We start from the raw sequence: 17927 nt of genomic DNA on the forward strand, positions 1-17927 counted from the left end.
GCGGGTAGCGGAACCGGTCATGTTAGATACGAAAGTAGTCTTAAACAACGCGGTCGGCACGATAAGCGCTAGCGATCGTTGTCATACAACTTATCCCCCTTGTACCTCTACCCGCCACACGACCTCACTTGTGTGTCGTAGATTACCCGCTATTCTTGGTCGCATGACTGCTGCGCGCGACGACGACTTCATGGCTCTGCCCGGTATGGAAGCGGATTTCACCGACACCCACCATGGCCGGGAGCGTTTGTCAGATGATGCCACCCCCGCCTCGTCGAACACCTCGCCAAACGCCTCCTCGAAGTCCGCTCTCGACGCCCTGCTGGATGAGTACCGTGCGCGCGCGAAGAGCGAGCGCGAGAAGGGCACGCTCTTTGAGGAGCTGACGCGCCAGTTCCTGCTCCATGACGCTCGTTTCGCGCACCAGTTCAAGGACATCTACCTGTGGGGCGAGTGGCCGGAGCGCCGCACGGGCGACACGGGCATCGACCTGGTGGCGATCCCGGTCCGCGACGGTGAGGGTCCGGTGGCCATTCAGTGCAAGTTCTACGCGCTGGGTCACCGCATTCAGAAGGCGGACATTGACTCGTTCCTGTCGGCGTCGGGTAAAGAGCCGTTCGGTCGCCGCATTGTCGTGGACACGTCGGGCGCGCCGTGGGGCAAGAACGCGCAGGATGCGATCGAGGGTCAGCAGATCCCGGTTTCTCGTATCACGTTGGCGGATCTGCGTGATTCGGATATTGATTGGCGCACGTATTCGCTGGGGTCGACGCAGGCGCCGAAGACCCGCGAGCGCAAGGTTCCGCGCGACCATCAGGTGCGTGCGCGCAGCGCGGTGATGGCGGGCTTCGAGGAGCATGACCGCGGCACGATGGTCATGGCGTGCGGCACGGGCAAGACGTTCACGGCCCTGACGATCGCGCGCGAGTTCGTGGAGAAGGAGGGCGGCACCGCCCGGATCCTGTTCGCAGTCCCCTCGCTCGCGCTCCTTAAGCAGACGCTGGACGATTGGGCGGCCGAGGCCGACGGCGCGTTCACGGCGTGGGCAGTGTGTTCGGATACGAAGGTGTCGTCGTCGGCGCGTAACGATACGGCCGAGGAGTCGACGGTGGACCTGCCGATTCCGGCGACGACGGACGGGCAGCGCCTCGCGGACTCCCTGAACGCAAATAACGCGACGGAGGGCCTGCAGGTCGTCTTCGCGACATACCAGTCGATTGATGTCATTCACCGCGCGCAGGAGATCGCGGGCGACGATTGGCGCGATTTCGACCTGATCATCTGCGACGAGGCCCACCGCACGACGGGCGCGACGCTGACCGGCGAGGACGAGAGCGCGTTCACGAAGATCCACAGCGACGAGTTCATCCGCCGCGCGAAGACCCTGTACATGACGGCGACGCCGCGTATTTTCGCGGAGAACGCGAAGAACAGGGCGTCGGAGAAGGACGCGATCCTCACCTCGATGGACGATCAGGACACCTACGGTCCGGTGTTCTTCCGCCTGGGCTTCGGCCAGGCGGTGAAGGAGAACCTGCTGACGGACTACAAGGTCATCATCCTGACGGTCAGCGAGGAGGAGGTGTCGCAGCACTATCAGGCGATCGCTGAGATGGGCGGTGAGCTGAACCTGGATACGGCTGCGAAGCTGACGGGCTGTTGGAACGCGCTGGCCAAGCGCAAGAACCGTGGCTCGGACGTGGACTACGGCGAGGATCGCGCGCCGATGCGCCGCGCGGTGGCCTTCTGCAAGGACATCAAGGCCTCGAAGGCGGTGGCGACGCAGTTCCCGGACCTGGTGAACGGCCCCTTTGGACTGAGCGACCTCAGCAATGACGACGCGTCGGATAACCTGCAGGTCGAGTGCCGTCACGTGGACGGTACGATGAACGCGGCGGTGCGTGCGCGCGAGATGGATTGGCTGACCGAGGGTGCGGGCACGGACGAGGTCCCGGTGTGCCGCATCCTGACGAACGCGCGCTGCCTGAGCGAGGGCGTGGACGTTCCCACGCTGGACGCGGTGCTGTTCCTGTCGCCGCGCAAGTCGCAGGTGGACGTCATCCAGGCGGTGGGCCGCGTGATGCGCCGCGCGGAGGGCAAGGATTTCGGCTACATCATCCTGCCCGTGGCCGTGCCGGCGGGCATGGCGCCGGAGCGCGCGCTGGACGATAACAAGCGCTTCCAGGTCGTGTGGCAGGTGCTCAAGGCCCTGCGCGCGCACGACGAGCGCCTGGACGCGGCGATCAATTCGATGGAGCTCAACGGCCAGGGCCCGGAGAACATCATCGTCGAGCAGGTCTCCCTCGAGAAGGCGAAGAAGCAGGACGATCCGCTCGGCGGCAGTGCGCCCGATGGGGACGAGGCCGGGGCCGGGTCTTCGGGTTCCGGCGCGGACGGAGTGGCCCAGGGGATCCAGGGTCAGCTGACGCTGCTGCCGTCAGATTGGAAGGAGTCGGTGTTCGGCCGGATAGTGAAGAAGGTGGGCTCATCCCTGTACTGGGAGGATTGGTCCAAGGACATCGCGACGGTGGCGGACCGCTACATTCACCTCATTGATCGCCTGCTGGAGGATCCGGAGCGCCAGGACGCATTCCAGGAGTTTGTGGGCGCTCTGCGCGCGACGCTGAATCCGGCCGTGGACAACGAGTCAGCGGTAGAGATGCTGGCCCAGCACATCCTGACAGCCCCGCTCTTTGACGCGATGTTCCCGGATCATTCGTTCTCGAAGCAGAACCCGGTGAGCCGCGCGATGAACACGATTGTGGAGATGCTGGCGTCGCACTCGATGTTCGAGAACGAGCGCCGCGATCTGGACGCCTTTTATCGGGCGATGGTCGAGCGCATCGAGGCCGTGCATACCCTGGCGGGTAAGCAGGAGATCATGCGCACGCTCTACGATCGCTTCTTCTCGCAGGCGTTCCCGCGCATGAGCGAGCGCCTGGGGATCGTCTTCACGCCCGTCGAGGTCGTCGACTTCATTATTCGCAGCGCGGACGACGCGATGCGCACGGCGTTCGGCCAGGGCCTGGGGGATCCGGGCGTGGCCATCATCGAGCCTTTCGCGGGCACGGGCACCTTCGTGGCGCGCCTGCTGCAGCTGGGGGTCATCCCGCCCGAGGCCTTGGAGCGCAAGTACAAGCATGAGATCTTCGCGAACGAGTTCGTGCTGCTCTCCTACTACATCGCGTCGATCAACATCGAGCAGGTGTACCACCAGGTGCGCGCCGAGCAGGGCGTGGACGAGGGCTACGTGGAGTTCCCGGGCATGACCCTGACGGACACCTTCCAGCTGCACGAGGGTGACGGCACGATCACCGAGGACTTCGAGGGCCTGGCCGCCAACAACGAGCGTGCGAAGGCGGAGAAGGATTCCGCTATCATGGTGATTGTGATGAGACGTTGGATAGCGCGAGTCATACAAACTAACGATGTGCGCGATTGCGTGCTCACCGCGTGAAATGGCGCGATAACACGGGGAACGCGAGCTGTTCGGTCGTGGCGGGCGAAGTACCGGCACGCTGGCGGGTCAGTTCGGCCAGCTGATTGTGGAGCCGATTCAGCGGGGCGAGCTGGTTTTGCACCCACTCTGCCGCACGAACTCGGAGCCGTCAAAAAGCACAGGGGTCGCGTCAAAAGGTATCCGGGAGTTGCCCTTCACTTCTTGCTGCGCTTCTTGTATCGCAGATACTGTTTGTACTCCGCCCTGACGCGGTCGAACTCCTCGTCAGTTTGGTTCTTGAGAAAGCTTAACGCATCTCCAGACCACACGTGGGTGAGGTTATGGGTTCCTCGCCAAGCGAACTTGCTGTTGTCTCGCATATTGTGTTTCCACGCCATGCAAGTCAGATCGTAGCTGGTTAGCTTCCTCCTGTTCTTCCTTGCCCTATTCGCTCGCTCTATCAGTTGCGTTGCGGAATACGGGTGTGTTTCGTTGGGGTCCACTTTTCGTTGAACGATCGCGGTTGCGGCACCTTGGTCAATCGCAACTTCAAGATCGGCTCGGCTGATCTTCTTCCCAGATTGCAGGTTGATCTCTTGGATCATGGCGATGCGGCCCATGTCTGCTCCTAGATCTTCAGCTTCGCCGATGATCTTCCTCAGGTCTCGTAGGAAGTCCTCGACTACTTGCGTGGATCTTCCATCCCCGTCGACTCGTAGGGATCGGATTGCATCGCTGGGGGTGCTCGCAGCAAGCGGCAAAAGCGTCCATGTGATGTCATCAGCCAAGTCCTTACCGAAGACATCGAGCACGAAGTCGCGGTAGTTCACGATGCTTTGCTGCAGGAACATGTAGAGGATCGTGTTGAGATCGTCGGACACGTAAAGGTGGATGATCTTGTTTCGATAATCGGTGAGAACATGCAGGTTAGCTCGAACGCCATCTCCGTCAACGCTACTGGGCCAAAGACGATGGCGATCCATATCAGCGATGCAATGCTCTAAGGAAAAAGATCGGTAGTCTTCACCGCGCTTCTTCTTGTAGAAAATGTTCTTCTTAGCTTTCCGCAGAGCAGCCTTGAGGATGAGTTCCCATGCGTTGACGACAAGAACTGTGACGACCTGCTCACGATAAGTCGTTTGTGGCTTGTTGTAGATTTCGATGGCTGCGAGCATCGCCGCGCGAGAGTTGTCGCAGAGCTTCTTGTGCGAAACATATGGCCTAGCCATCAGACATACCTTCCCTGGGCACTGGCATGTTCACATGACCTCCCAGTTGATGCTAAAGAGCACCTGGTGGGAATGCTTCGCTTGGAGAGCATCTTGTGCGCTGTCGAGCAGTTGATCGGACGCGTCACGGAGACGGTTCCGCTCCTTGCGGTATTCGTCCTCGGCATCGTCAGCCTTGCGTCGCCATTGGCGTGCTTCCTGCTTGAGCTTTAGTTCTTGGGTAGCATTCGAGGCCTTGCGAGCTTCCTTGTTTGCGGTGGCTTCCTTGGCTTGGTACTCGCGGATCTTCGCGTCGTACTTCGCTTTGAGGTCGAGCCGTGACGCGTCGAGGAGTGCTTCTTGCTCGAGGAAGAAGCGCGCGTTGCGGTCTTCGACGTCCCCCCTAAGCTCCTCCAACTCCTTTGCGATGACTTCGGCGAAACCACTGGTTTCGACTTGGTCGGCAGTGCTGTCGGTGCAGTGCAGGTCGAGGAGGTCTCGTATCTGCTCATGGTCCATGGGGGTGCCGTCATCAAAGAACCCAGCAGTCAGCAGGTAGGACTCGCGCAGCTGCTGGCTTCCTGCCTTCATGGTGAAGCTAGCTTCTTCAATACGTAGTCTTCCTCGCTTGTGGCTCAGGCGTTTTGCAATGGCGGTTGCGCGCTCTGAGCTGCTGATCTTGAAGGCGAGTCTTGCTGGTGGGGTTGCATGGGTTTTCGCTGCGTCGATCACCCAGGCACACAAGTCGCTGGTGTACCGGTACTGGTGCGCGCCCTTTCGAGGTTCCGATTTGAAGTAGTAGTCGCCAACGGGAATGCCCGCTTGTGGCGGCTCGTGGAGTGTGAACTGGGTGCCCGACCCGTTGAAGGTCGCCATATCTTCCAGCTCGTGGCGGGTGACTCGGATGAGTAGGCGTTCGAACGCGTTGAGTACCACACCGGTCTGGGCGTCGTAGGACTTGAGTTTGTCGCGTACTTTCGGGTCGAGGTTGTCGAAAACTTTTGCCCGTGTCCTCTTCATTTCACGGTTGATTTGTTTCGAGTACCGTTCCTCGAGTTCCTTGAACGCTGCATCGATCTCGGCAGCTGTTTTGCAGTTGTCCAAGATGCCAGCGATCATTTTCTCGAAGTCGAGACCGTCTTCGATCTGCCCTAGGACCTCATCGGATGCGCCAAACACGGACGTGAAGAGCTGGAATTTCTCACTCAGTAGTTCGAGGATGCGTTCTTCTGCAAGGTTGCCCTTGTTGGAGAAGTTCACCACGATGACGTTGTGCTTCTGCCCGAACCGGTGCACGCGACCAATACGCTGCTCGATGCGCTGCGGGTTCCACGGCAGGTCATAGTTGACGAGCATGGAGCAAAACTGCAGGTTGATACCTTCAGCTGCAGCCTCGGTGGCGATCATCAATCGGCCACGGTCACGGAACTCATCTACGAGAGCTTTACGTCGGTCGGCAGCAGCGATGCCGGTGACGAGGTCACTACCTTGGTTCTCCATTAGCCACCCGTTGTAGATCCGTTTAGCTTCCGGGCTGTCGTTACTGCCGTTAAACAGAATGAGCCCCTCACCCCACCCGGCATCGGTAAGCGACCGGGCGAGGTAATTTTGGGTGACGGTCGAGTCGGTGAAGATTATCGCTTTTTCGGGTGCACCAATTTCCCGGAGCTTCTCGAAGCCTTGCTCAAGGGCGTCGACGAGTTTGACAGCCTTCTGGTTGACCGTGATCGACCGCGCCAGGGCAGCAAAGCCGCGCAGCTCGTTCACCTCGTCGAGCATCTCGGCACGCTGACCGGTGTCGATCTGCTCAACACTAGTGTCGGTGTTGGCTTCGCTGGCTTCCCGCATCTCGCTGGTCAGGTCGGGGTCGTCTACAAGACCGCCCGCGTCATTGCGTCTACGTCCAGCCTTCACTTCTGCCTGGAGACGATCCGCAATTCTCTCCAGAGTCGTAGCCACCGCGAAGGATGAAGAGCCGAGCCGTTTGCGCAAGATGAGTGCAGATAGGTGCCGTTGGGACTTGGCGAAGGCCCACAAGAATGGTCGCTGCAAATACTCATTGATCTTGTCGTACAGCTGGATCTCTTTGGGGCTGGGTGTGAAAGCGATGGTCAGCGGCATCCGTTGGGTGAAGCGAATGTACTTATCCGCATCCTTGCGCAACGTGCGCTTGGCTATACGTGCCACTCGTGCGGAAAGATCGTCGTTCCCGACTCCTTCGGGGTGGTCGAGGTAGCGTTCTTTGAACGCTTCAAGCGAGTGGAAGTAGTCGGGTGCGAACACGCTGACCAGCCCGTAGAGCTCTTCAAGACGGTTTTGCAGCGGGGTTGCGGTAAGCATCACCGTTTTGCCTGCGGCCTGACAGATCCTGGCAACATTGCCCGCGATTTTCGCTTGTCCTGTCCAGTGGGAGCGCAACCGGTGCGCCTCATCGCACACCACCAGATCCCATGTACGGATGAGCTTGTGGGTTTGGGAGTTTGCGAACTCGTAGGAGCAGATGAGGACCTCATCACGGCCACCTGGGGCGATGAGTGTGTCGATGTTCTTACTGTCCATCAACGTGGCAGGCAGCGCGAACTTCTCACTCAGCTCCTGCTGCCACTGCTGACGCAGCGAGGATGGGGCGATGATGAGGATGCGGCGTTGACGTTGTGCCCAGTACTGGCTGATGACGATCCCGGCCTCGATCGTCTTACCGAGGCCAACCTCGTCAGCCAGGATCACTCCATTCGTGAACGGGGACTGCAACGCGAACAGTGCCGCGTCCACCTGGTGGGGTTTGGGCTCCACCTGGGCGTCAAACAGCAGACCCGCTAACCGCCCAACATGATCGGACGCGTAGGAACGATCCAGCTCGTGAGCATAGAACTTGGCCTGATAGTCACTTAAACGCCGCAACATGCATTCGTCTCCTAGATTGTCCAGCGATCAGGAGAACTCACCGCGTAGTCCACGCCAATGGCCTCGAAGTGCTTCATCGCTGCCGTGATCTTCGCGTTCTCGCTTGGGCGACGCTTCGAAGGATCTTGGCTTGACTTCGTCTCACGCACCAAATACAGGTACTCGACCCCATCTTCGACCTTGATGATCGCCCAGTCCGGGTTATAGTCCCCGACCGGAGTAGGGATACGGAACTTGTCGGGTAGCTTCATGAACAGTTTGATGTCCTCACGCCCATCCAAGTACTGGGCGAACTGTTTCTCAACCGCCGAGTCGAAGACCACATAATCGAAGTCGGTCTTCTCCTTATGGGTCACCTTGTAGAGCTGGTCGATGAAACGATCCTTCTCCTCAAGCCCATCGGCCTGTAGTTCACGCAACTCGTAGATACTGCCACCGATCGGCTCATACTGGATTCCCTCGATGAGGGTGTGAGCGAGCTCGGTTTCGATGCACCCGGTGACCATCTTGATGTAGTCATTCGGGTTCGTCAGGAACTCACCTACACGCTCCGAACCCAGCAGAATGTCGATAATCGTTTTACGGGTTAGCGAGGTGGATTCCTGGAGCTGCAATATTATGTCTGGCAATGGGTAGGACTCTTGGAGTACCTCGTCGCGGAACCCAAGAAGCGAACCTTTTGGACCGCCACGGGTGAGCTCCAGCCCTGTGCGGGTGACCTGGATACGGATCGGCTGAATCTCTGGTGCTTCCTTAATTCTTGCCACACATCGTTGGACCAGGTCAGCACGGTCTAGGCTCACCCGGTAGGTGGTGCGCGATGTGATCTTCTCCCAGAACTGCTCAAACTCGGGTGTGGCATACACCTGCTTGTTCAGCGAGCGAGTCACGCGCTTGCGCTTGGGCTTGACCAGCACTTCGATCTTGCACCGTTCAACCAGATCAATGACTTCTTGCTCGTAGCCCGCGTACTGTTCAGGCAGCCCGACTGTGAACCCGAGTTGTTCCGGCACCCACGTACCCAACACCTCACCGGCATCGTTGATGTAACCGCGATCGTGCAATGCATCCCAGATTTCAGCAGAGCGGCGTGTGCCGAGGCGGGATTCCTTACCGGCCTCAACGATCGGTAGTTCAGCGAACTCGGTCTTACGCACGTAACCGACGGCGACACCGGCACGCTTGTACTCGTCTTGCAGACCTGCAGCGAACGCCGCATATGATTCGTTCGCTACGACCGTCAACTGTGCGGTTCCGGCATCCTTGACGCGCTGACCATCCTGGTTGACCGGCAGACGCAAACCGCGTCCGATCGTCTGGCGGCGTTCAGTCTCGGTGGACATGTCGCGCAGGGTGCAGATCTGGAACACGTTCGGGTTATCCCACCCTTCACGCAGCGCAGAGTGGGAGAAGATGAACCGCACCGGTTCATCCATGCTCAATAGCCGAGCCTTGTCCTTCATGATCAGCTCGTAGGCGTCATCATCAGCCTTCGTCTTACCCGAGGAGTCTTTGAACGTGATCTGGGCAGCCTTGCCCTTGCCGCGCTTCATCTGCGCAAAGTAGCCCGAGCGTGCCTCTATCGGATCGGCAGGCAAAAACGCATGAGAGGCAGAGTTCTTCGCCCGCTCCTCTTGATAGACGGCGTCAAACCAGGTTGCAAAATCGCCGTTGGCGTCCAGGTTATTGATGCCCTCACCCAGGTAGGAGGCGACCTTGTCGATAAAGAACAGCGACAACACCTTGATCCCTTGGGCATGCACTTGTTCTTCTTTGCGGATGTGCTCGCGCACGGTTTCGCGGATCATCGCCTGGAAGACAGCGGCTTTGTTACTACCGATCTCTTCCCCCACGCTCAGATAGCCGTAGTTGGTGAGCTCAATCTGCTCAGGCATCACACTGATCTCGTTGATCCGCCAGTTTCCCTCATACGCCGGGTTACCGCCCGAGAGCCGCTCAAGGTCAGCGCCTTGAGTCGCGTTGACCTTCTGCTTCGCGTAGGAACCGTCTTTCTTACGGCAGATCAACTCCAGGCTCGCCTTGAAGCCTGGGTCACGTTTGACCTCAAGAAGCTTCACATACGGCTTGGCCGCACTCCCGAGCTCTTGAGCATCCGAAACAACGATCTTCTTGACCAGCTCCAGCCGGTGCGCATCGAGTGGATCGAGCCGGTACACAACATTTCGGGTCGTGCGGTGAGTGGCTGAGTACCGGAGCGTACACATCGGGTTCAGATCAGCCACAGCAGACTGCGCGAGCAGCGACTCCATGTTCTGCGGCTCGTCCATAATCACGATCGGCCGAGTCGCCTGCAAATAATCCAACGGCCGCAGACCGGAGAGCTTGTCGCGCTGTTGGTGAATGATCCGGGTATTCTTGTCACCACGGATCGAGTCGATCGTCATCACCAAGAATTGCAAGGACGTGGCAGTAGCAAAATCACGCACGTCCTCAGCCCGGTCACCGGAGTAGACAGTGTAGTCCATGTTGATCTGCGGATACAGGTGGCGGAAGTGCTCCCGCATCAACTGGATGCTGGTCTTCACGCCCTCACGGATCGCAACCGAGGGAACCAGGATAATGTACTTGTTGAACTTGTACTTCGTGGCCAGCTCGAAGGCCGTGCGCAGATAGACATAAGTCTTACCCGTGCCGGTTTCCATCTCGATATCGAACTGCAACCCATCAACTAAGCCGTCGTTGATCTCCAAGCCGTTCCGATCCTGAACGACCTGCAAGTTCTCCAAAACCGTGTCTTCGTCGAGAACGAGGTTATTGCCGTACGCCCCGATCTCTAAGAAAACGTCGAAGGCTTCCTGATCACCGAAATCCGGCAGGTCAAGCGGCTGTTGTGGCGGTCGATACTGCAACCTGTTGAGGAGCTGATCAGCGTCAGCTGGTTGCCCATCGAACAAATCGGTGACGGCCTCGATCGCACTAGTTTGGTACGGCTGGCGCGGGTCAAACTGGAATTTCATGGAACTCAAGTCCTCCTACGCCGTCCACAAATCGACATTGTGTGTGCGGCACTCCTGCACCAGATTCGTCTTCAACTCGTCATTACCCTGGAACGCATCCTCTAGCACTACCAAGCGCTCGGGTTCCTTACCGACCAGAGCTCGTAGCTGATCCAAGGTCGGTTGAGTGTGCTCATCCAAGTAAGCCATCACCAAGCCATCAGCCACACTGAACACGCTCAGACCAGCAACCTCAACGGCCTCGATCTTCTCCGTCAACGAGAATCCCAGCTTCAAGAGCACCTCGGTCAGGAGCGCCTCGGGACGGGCATGATCATCAGCCGAGTCAGCCAAGTCGGCAAACAAACCGACTAGCTCGTCTTCAGAGAGTCCAGAGTCCGCCCTCCACTTCGTAAAGTTAGTGTCTACAAGCTTGTAAGCGCGGAAACCAACATCAAGGGAATGCGCTCGACCATCAAGCTTGGCAGCTTCGTCCTCAAGGATCTTCTCTCCCGCACGGCGGATCCGCTCGCGCGAAACATCGCAGATCGAGTGATATCCAGCGAAATGGCCATCACTACCTAGTTCAAAACGTTCAGGGAGTTGTACGAGAATGTAGCGCCTCTGCCAGCCATCCGCCGCATTTGCTTCCAGGACAGCTTGACCGGTGGTTCCCGAGCCAGCAAAAAAGTCCAACACGATATCTTGATCTGTAGCAATCAAAGGCACTAGGAGCCTGATGAGATCGACAGGCTTCGGGTAGTCAAACAATGAGGATGACATGCCCAGTCGTGCCACGTCGGAACTGCCGGCGTTCGTAGATATCCCAGTGATCAGATCCTTGACGGTGGTGACATCTACGTCCCTTACCTTGGTGTACACCTTCCAGCCAGCAGAATTCTCAACGAAATACAAGGGCGGTGTCATAGGGTGTAAGCAATTTCCTGTAGTGGTGATGCTGTTTGGAGGCTGATCATGGGGTGTCGTCGGATGCTTGGTGCCTGGGATCGCGCGGCGATCATGGCGGGGGGGAATGTGGGCTTGTCCCAGACGCGTATCGCTCACTTGATTGGGCGTAGCCCCTCGGTGGTGTGCCGTGAGATCGCCCGCCATACGGGCCCTGACGGGCAGTATCGGGCCGAGGAGGCCGACAAGGCGGCCCGCGCGGCCAGGCGTCGCCCGAAGAAGCGCCTGTTGGATTGTGACGAGGTCCTTCGCCGCCGTGTGATTGCTGATTTGTCCCAGGGGCACACTCCCCGCCAGATCAGCGGGCGCTTGCGTGAGGAGGCGTGTGGCACACTGCCCTCCATGGATACTTCTCCCGACGCCCAGGGTCACACGATCAGCCACGAGGCGATCTACACGTGGATCTACGCCCACCCCAAGAAGACGCTCATCGAGCACGGCATTTGCTTGCCCTCGCGCCGGTGGATGCGCAAGAAACCCCCAGCAAGCGGGCGCAAACCCCCCNCGCCGTCCACGACCCGGGGACCAGCCACGGCCTCGTCAATCCTCGTGCGCCTCGGGCTGGCGCTCGACGTCGCGCACCCACTCGCGCACCGCGGCGCGTAGGGCTCCCGACCGTGACGTGATGCCCTCACTGGACGCGCGAGCCATCATGGCGTCAAAAATATCAACATCAAGGCTCGTGGTTACAGCCACTCGTGGCGGGGGTGCCGGATGACGCGCCCGCTCCTCGCGTAGGAAGGCCACAAGTTCTTCAGCTTCTCCGGATTCAATGAGCCAGCGTTGGAGGTCGGCCTTCATCTTCACGTCCGCTCGGTTACTGCGCTTCTTCATGGGGACAGGTATACACGGCACATGCCTCACAAATTGCGCGACGCAGCCGCTACACCCAGAGTGGCGCGGATCAACGCATCTCTTGTCGGAATGTTTCACGTGAAACAATCGATGGCACGGTGGCGCTCCCCCATCCCCATCAAGGAACTCACTGCGCGCACACTCCGTTCCTTCGATCAGAAGCCCTACATGTCGCCAAATGACGCCTTTTGAACCTTACTGGCGACTTCGTCCACATACTGGCCCACAGTTTCACCTGTACCAGATGCGTGCGTCGCACACGTCGATCATTGTTTGACAAGGTCAGACGAGCGATTTGTCCTTTAGCCGCACATTTGCGCTGCCCATCATCAAATTTCGGGAGGATGTGCATCATAGTTACTTTATATTTCTAGTGTTTTATGTTGGTTCTGGGCGTAGCCTGTGTTCATAACAGGGTGTGCTTCCGATGGTGGGGGCGCGCTGGAGGATAGCTACCTCATCGTGGAGGTTGAGAGAACATGATGGTTCCACCGTTGTCCGAGCGGCCCGTGACTGAGGAGGACGAGGAGCAGTTCCGCCGCGAGTCCATGCCGCGCAAGTACACGCTGCGTCAGCGGTGGGCCGACTATCGGGCCGAAGTCAAAGCGCGACGCCCCAAGGACGCCCGGGCCCGCGCACGGGCCTGGCTGCACGTTGAGCCGTTCTATTGGGGGATGCGCGTGGTCTACGTGGCCCTCTTCGCGGGCGCGGTCTTCGCCGTGTACATCAACGGGGTCGCCGAAGGCTGGTGGCCAGCATGGGGCGAAAGGCCAACCGTCGCAGCCACCACCACCCCGCCCATCAACCCCACACCCACCGCACCCGCCATGGCCTCCACCGAGGCGGCGATGTCGGGCGGATACCAGATCGGCCCCGACGGCGTCCTCATTCGCCCGGCCGAACACGCAGCATCCATCTACACCAAACCCCAACTACCCGAGGAGGCCAAAGAGAACACAGAACGAGGAGCAGAAGCAGCAGCGGAGTACTACCTAGCGACCCTTGCGTATGCCTGGAACACCGGAGACACGTTTCCTTTTGAGGCAGTTTCAGACCCGAATGATAGTTTTCGAAATAAGTTCATATCCGACATTCATGACACTTATTCGTCCGGATGGACATTCGGCAACACAATTACTATCGATCACATTTTACAAGTCAATCCACAACCACCTAATGACAAAGACGTGCCGCCTAATTCAGTACTTATCGTCTTCTTAGCTACAACATCAGACGGCACAACGTGCAGAGGCAAGAATGCTGTCTCCTCTGCAGAGGAATCACAGTTAGTCTTTGCCTTACTGATGACATGGAGGGACGGAACTTGGATTGCCATTCAAGGAGGTTCGGAAAGTGCTCAAGGAAAATAACAACCCATGTCGACTCATATCGTCACTACTATCATACACATTCTTCTTGACGGTATTAGCGGCCTCGAACGCGCGCGCAGAGGACTTGCCCTTAGGTTCTCCGCACTTTGGGGCCGAAGCCAGTGGAACAAGTGTTGCAGTGGCGCTAGCGAACACAGTGCAACAAATCATTGACGGATCCGCTCCCTCATCTGAATCGACTCTTGGTGATGACAGAGCCCTAAACACGGCTCAATCTGAGCACGCCAGCGATCCAGATTCTGATATTGACTGGGAGCATTGCGGTTTCGACATCACCGACCCTTCGCTACCGCTGAAGTTGCGTGTGGCAGTATGCGCCTATCCGCCACCAGAGACTCCTGAATCTCCCCTACCTGAGAAGCTACCTACAACGAGAGAGATTCTCTATTCGGCGGCAGCCGTCATTCATGCTGATGGGGCGGGTTTGCGTAAGCGACCGTTGGGTGTGTCGTACACGAACAAGTTCATCCCCACGATCGTCTCGGTTACCTCCCCGGCTCAGACCCACGTCATTAACCTGCTGGGCCGCGACATCACGATCACGCTCACCGCCACAAACTACGAGTGGAACTGGGGAGACAGCACACCAAGCACGATCACCACATCGCCGGGCTTGGCGTGGGAGAAGGGCATTGACCCGAACAATGACCCGCGTCTTATCCGCCACTACTACACCCCGCCCCAAGGCTGGCGCTCCATGCTCGACGGCCCATACCCCCACGAAAACCGAGAAATCACCCTCACCACCACCTGGAGCGGCACACTTACGAACCCCTTCACCGGGGAAACCCAGACGATCAACGGCCTGGTCACCACCACCGAAACAACAGGCCCGTTCCCGTTGTCTCACCTCGTCATCAACAACACCGACACCTGGGAAGAAAAACAAGGACACTAAGCGAGTGATGCACCATGACCACCAAACCCTCCAACATCGGCCAGTGGGTCGGAGCCGTTATTGCCGCCGTTGTCATCATCGGCGCATCGTTCCTGGGGTTCCACGCATTCAACGCTCGAGCCCACGCGAACGCCGAACTTCAGTCCGGGGCACAGTCACCCCAGTCTGACAACACCGCGCAATCCGGCTCCCAATCGGGAGACACCCTTCAATCCACAGAACCAACTCCCGTTAACATCCCGAAGCCCACTCCCCCGCCACACCTTTACGCGGGTGGGCAAATCGGTGCCCAAGCGACATCACAGTGGTACATCGACCTATGGGCATATGCGTTCAATACCGGAGACACAGATGACTTCATGAAGGTGTGTCAGGTTGAAGGTTACTGCGATGCATTTGCACACGACCTGGAACGCATGCATACAGATGCATATCTCGTCAAGCCGCTCACCAATAAGTATCTTCAAACAAATAAGATATACGAGTGTTCACTCCAAAAGGCAGGCACTGAAGGAATTTGTATCGAGTTCACGTATTTGCAAACACCGGCAGCATTCCGCCACCTAACAGAAGAAAAGGCATCAGAACAATACGACACCATAAGCACAGTAACCGACGAGGAAATCAACAGCGAACGAACACTCTTTCGTGTCCTATTTCTTGAAGAGCGGGGGGACACATGGGTCGTCACCCACATCTGGGATCACTAATGACCACCGAGAATCCATATCCGCTGAGAGCGACAGGCCGCAGAGTCAACTCTTATTGTTGATGCTGACAATACGGCTGCGGCACCACGACTCCAGCACTCCACACACTGGGGCCCCAGCCCACCATCGTGGGCCGCCGCCTCAACGTCATTGTTTCACGTGAAACACTCGACCGTCTCCGCGTCGTCACCGTCGACGACACATCCATCAACACAAGGAACACCCCCACGCCCTCACCGCAGCTGTCCCGGTCGCCCCAGGCCACCGGACCAGCGTCACACCACGGTCACGGCTTCACAGCGAGCTCGTATCGCACCCAGCGGCGCTGACCCGTGGACGTCACCAGACCTCGTGACACGAGGTCGCGCAGCTCCGAGCGCGCTTCCTCAGCGGTCACACCAAAATGCTCCCTATATTCCCCGTTGCTCCAGGTACGCCCATGACGCATGTCAACCAGCGCCTCCTTCTGACGCCTATTCAAACCGGTCGCCGCCTCCAGCCCGAGACCGCCAAGCCACGTCAAGTCCCCATCCGGAATCAGCGCAGCATTCGGGAAACGCACCGTGAAGGACACCCCATTATCAAAGAAACAGGGTTCCGCCATCCCAGCATCCCGTAATGCCCGGCGAGCCTCACGAATTCCAGTCCCCATTGCCTCGATCACGCGCCCGCTTCCCCCTTCAACGTTGCGGCAAATCTGATAGAGACGCTCGTTCACCGCAGGGTGATCGCCAGTGCCAAGCCGATCGACCGTGATTCCCCACAGGCCGCCCGGATTGGTCAGCCGCAATCCTTCACGCGTGATTCTCAGGTCGATCCCCTTTCCGCGTGATGCCTCGGACAGATCACGGTGAACCAACGCATTTGCGATGACCTCACGGGCCGCCAACAGTGGCACTGCATAATCTGTCACCCCGTCCCCATCACGCGTGACAACCTGCCGCGATTCCACGTTCTGCCTAACCCACTCCAAGGCATCCTCCAAGATCACCGGCAGCGCCCCCGTGAAATCACGACGATTAACGGCCCGCACATCATCGGTACCTTCGACCGCAGCCGTGACCGTCAGGTGTAGAAGAAGGCGCTGGGGATACTCACCCAACGCATAGAGGCCGGCAACCGACAGCTCTCCACTCTCACGGTCGGCAACGACGCCCGTGAAGTAAAGAACCGCTTCATCACTGTCATTGACGAGGCGTGGGGTCGTTGTGCGAACAGACGAGAGGTATCGGGTGAGCAAGTCCGGGTCAAGGTCTTGAAGAGACGTTCCGGGCACGGCCTGCGCGTCGGCGATCGGACGGCGATGACGCAGGAGCAGCATCTGTTCCTCCGACGGCGACATCTGATAGTCACCGTCATACTGACGCAGATACGCCTTCTTATCCTTCAGCCACCGCACCGGTTTTTCATTCGCATCAGCACCCTCAACGTTGACAACACCAACTGTTTTACCGTCAACATTGATGGGTAACGCATCGATTCGAAACGGCGCGCTAAAACCCTTCCGCGCCTGATCAGCTACCCACTGAAGCAAACCATGAACGTCGTCGACACCAACGACAGCAATCCCATTCCGCTCCGACACGCCCAGCAGGATCACTCCACCTCCGGGCATGTTTGCGAAGGCACTCAGTGTTGGCCCAAGCTGCTGCGCCGAATACTCTGAGAAAGTCTTCGCCTCGATTGCATCCGTGTCACCACCGCGCAGTTCGAGCACAGCCAAAGCGCCCAGCAGACCCTCAAGATCGTTGGAAATAGCTTCAATTCTATCTCATAGAACCCCATTTCTATGTTATAGAAGGGGGTTTCTATGACATATAGGCCCCTTCATAACTCATAGACGCCCAATTTTGCGTCATGGAATCTCATAGAGGGGCATATATGATTCATAGAATCGAGCGACGCCTCAACCTCGAGGCCACAACGGAAACAGATACCAGCCCCATGAACATGTGTTTCACGTGAAACAATCGCTCCATGCCTAACAGTCCCACCACTTGCTCGACAGGCAGCACAAGCAATGTCGTACACCACCCGAGCAACCGTCTAAGCCCAGTTTCAAGTCCTCTCAGCACCCGCCCACGCCTCACCCCACATCAACTGTCATCCTCGAATTGTTTCACGTGAAACATTCGGCGCCTGCACCTACGGGCACACGCCCGCAAACGCGCAACCACACGCCAACCACGCACTCAACCACAGCGAACAACAAGCGGGGCGCCACCCCTCGGCAGCACCCCACTCAATAAGTCACGCGCACCTGCGCCGCGCAACCAACAGCAAAATCTCACCCCCGCCTCTCCCGCATTGTCCGCGCGAGGATCCCGTGCCTCGGCGCGAAGACCCAGGCGAGCACGAAGCACGCGGTCAGCACCAGGACGATCGTGGCGCCCGTGGGCACGTCCAGCGCCCACGACAGGTACAGGCCCACCAGGCCCCCGGCAGCCCCCAGCGCCGGCGACAGGATCATCATGGTCCCCAGGCGGTCGCACAACAGCCGCGCGGTGGCCGCGGGGGTCACGAGGAGGGCCAGCACCAGGACGTTACCGATCGTCTGCACAGAGATCACGACGGCCAGGGCCACGGCGACATACAAAGA

The 17927-nt window shown here is 58.5% G+C and carries 11 protein-coding genes and 1 pseudogene; 5 read left to right on the plus strand and 7 right to left on the minus strand.

Annotation, left to right across the window (positions count from 1 at the left end):
- Positions 1-163 precede the first annotated feature (163 nt).
- The gene (locus BQ7477_RS09770) at positions 164-3457 is read left to right on the plus strand and encodes a restriction endonuclease (protein ID WP_234968791.1); all 3294 of its coding nucleotides are present in this window, start codon (positions 164-166) and stop codon (positions 3455-3457) included.
- Positions 3458-3654: 197 nt separating this feature from the next.
- On the opposite strand, the gene BQ7477_RS09775 is transcribed toward BQ7477_RS09770, so the two are convergent.
- The 4 genes from BQ7477_RS09775 to BQ7477_RS09790 form a co-directional block, all read right to left on the minus strand.
- Entirely contained in the window at positions 3655-4668 is a 1014-nt protein-coding gene (locus tag BQ7477_RS09775) for a DUF3644 domain-containing protein (protein WP_073983734.1), read from the minus strand.
- A 30-nt stretch (positions 4669-4698) separates the two neighbouring features.
- The gene (locus tag BQ7477_RS09780; protein WP_234968793.1) at positions 4699-7419 is read right to left on the minus strand and encodes an SNF2-related protein; all 2721 of its coding nucleotides are present in this window, start codon (positions 7417-7419) and stop codon (positions 4699-4701) included.
- A 143-nt stretch (positions 7420-7562) separates the two neighbouring features.
- Positions 7563-10529, minus strand: coding sequence for a restriction endonuclease (locus tag BQ7477_RS09785; RefSeq protein ID WP_073983736.1), 2967 nt, complete (start codon positions 10527-10529; stop codon positions 7563-7565).
- 15 nt (positions 10530-10544) lie between these two features.
- Positions 10545-11423: a DNA methyltransferase gene (locus BQ7477_RS09790; RefSeq protein ID WP_234968794.1), complete on the minus strand. Its 879-nt coding sequence runs from the start codon at positions 11421-11423 to the stop codon at positions 10545-10547.
- 60 nt (positions 11424-11483) lie between these two features.
- On the opposite strand from BQ7477_RS09790, the pseudogene BQ7477_RS12855 reads away from it, so the two are divergent.
- Positions 11484-11978, plus strand: a pseudogene (locus tag BQ7477_RS12855) (transposase); the annotation flags it as partial.
- Between the two features lie 36 nt (positions 11979-12014).
- On the opposite strand, the gene BQ7477_RS11685 reads toward BQ7477_RS12855, so the two are convergent.
- Positions 12015-12308: a ribbon-helix-helix domain-containing protein gene (locus tag BQ7477_RS11685; RefSeq protein ID WP_129582552.1), complete on the minus strand. Its 294-nt coding sequence runs from the start codon at positions 12306-12308 to the stop codon at positions 12015-12017.
- Between the two features lie 500 nt (positions 12309-12808).
- On the opposite strand from BQ7477_RS11685, the gene BQ7477_RS09800 reads away from it, so the two are divergent.
- The 3 genes from BQ7477_RS09800 (at position 12809) to BQ7477_RS09810 (ending at position 15328) form a co-directional block, all read left to right on the plus strand.
- Complete coding sequence (locus tag BQ7477_RS09800; RefSeq protein WP_073983737.1) at positions 12809-13699, plus strand: DUF6318 family protein; 891 nt, start codon at positions 12809-12811, stop codon at positions 13697-13699.
- 325 nt (positions 13700-14024) lie between these two features.
- Positions 14025-14618, plus strand: a complete 594-nt coding sequence (locus tag BQ7477_RS09805; protein WP_073983863.1) for a hypothetical protein — start codon at positions 14025-14027, stop codon at positions 14616-14618.
- 14 nt (positions 14619-14632) lie between these two features.
- The gene (locus tag BQ7477_RS09810) at positions 14633-15328 is read left to right on the plus strand and encodes a DUF6318 family protein (RefSeq protein ID WP_073983738.1); all 696 of its coding nucleotides are present in this window, start codon (positions 14633-14635) and stop codon (positions 15326-15328) included.
- 286 nt (positions 15329-15614) lie between these two features.
- On the opposite strand, the gene BQ7477_RS09815 is transcribed toward BQ7477_RS09810, so the two are convergent.
- Together BQ7477_RS09815 and BQ7477_RS09820 are read right to left on the minus strand one after the other, a co-directional pair.
- Entirely contained in the window at positions 15615-17045 is a 1431-nt protein-coding gene (locus BQ7477_RS09815) for an ATP-binding protein (RefSeq protein ID WP_234968818.1), read from the minus strand.
- 570 nt (positions 17046-17615) lie between these two features.
- Positions 17616-17927, minus strand: a 312-nt coding sequence (locus BQ7477_RS09820; RefSeq protein WP_200783515.1) for a metal ABC transporter permease, incomplete at its 5' end; no start/stop codon positions are given.

The organism is Actinomyces bouchesdurhonensis, assembly GCF_900128465.1.
GTDB classification, from domain to species: domain Bacteria; phylum Actinomycetota; class Actinomycetes; order Actinomycetales; family Actinomycetaceae; genus Pauljensenia; species Pauljensenia bouchesdurhonensis.

Coding starts and splice junctions, on each gene's coding strand:
- BQ7477_RS09770 (WP_234968791.1), top strand. CDS start 164: ATGACTGCTGCGCGCGACGACGACTTCATGGCTCTGCCCGGTATGGAA.
- BQ7477_RS09775 (WP_073983734.1), bottom strand. CDS start 4,668: ATGGCTAGGCCATATGTTTCGCACAAGAAGCTCTGCGACAACTCTCGC.
- BQ7477_RS09785 (WP_073983736.1), bottom strand. CDS start 10,529: ATGAAATTCCAGTTTGACCCGCGCCAGCCGTACCAAACTAGTGCGATC.
- BQ7477_RS11685 (WP_129582552.1), bottom strand. CDS start 12,308: ATGAAGAAGCGCAGTAACCGAGCGGACGTGAAGATGAAGGCCGACCTC.
- BQ7477_RS09800 (WP_073983737.1), top strand. CDS start 12,809: ATGATGGTTCCACCGTTGTCCGAGCGGCCCGTGACTGAGGAGGACGAG.
- BQ7477_RS09810 (WP_073983738.1), top strand. CDS start 14,633: ATGACCACCAAACCCTCCAACATCGGCCAGTGGGTCGGAGCCGTTATT.